The organism is Neisseria sp. P0021.S007, assembly GCF_051956855.1.
The window spans coordinates 1-527 of record NZ_JBQCXA010001133.1; the positions used below are offsets into that span (position 1 = coordinate 1).

At 47.4% G+C, this 527-nt stretch carries 1 protein-coding gene; it reads right to left on the reverse strand.

Annotation, left to right across the window (positions count from 1 at the left end; all coding sequences use genetic code 11):
• Nucleotides 1-527, reverse strand: a 527-nt coding sequence (gene pilM / locus ACTHUR_RS17905) for a pilus assembly protein PilM (RefSeq protein ID WP_440400086.1), incomplete at both ends; no start/stop codon positions are given.

Genomic DNA, 527 nt, shown 5'->3' on the forward strand with positions numbered 1-527 from the left:
GTATAGTAAAATTGCAGTACACGCTGAACTTCTTGTGCAACCTGCACATTAAAACGGTCGGCAATCTGAGACTGGTAGTCGGAAGGCTTGTTTTGGGAAGCCATCATTTGAGCGGCTTTTTCTTCCGTTACCTGATAAGTACGCTGAATCAGCTGATTGAGCTGCTCTGTACTGACCGGTGTTTCTTGTTTGTAGAGGATACGGCCGTTTTGCAGAATCAGGGCATACATTTGAGTCGCATGAATACCGAACACGGCAACTTTTTCCTCTGCCATTTCGGGAGCATGCGTATTCATCCAATAGACAAAGGCATTGCGTTGCGCCAGCAAGTCCAAGTCCAAAGCAGACAAAGGCAGACCGGCATTTTCAAACATTTCAATGCGTGGCTCGACATCGTCTTGTTTGGCGGCAACAGCTAAAACATGCTGACCCGAACCGACTTCTTCAGCTTGAAAGTCGTAGTTCGTTGCTTCAATAGGCGCAAATTGGCCGACTGCCGCCTCGATAAACTCTTCCAAGTCCAAATC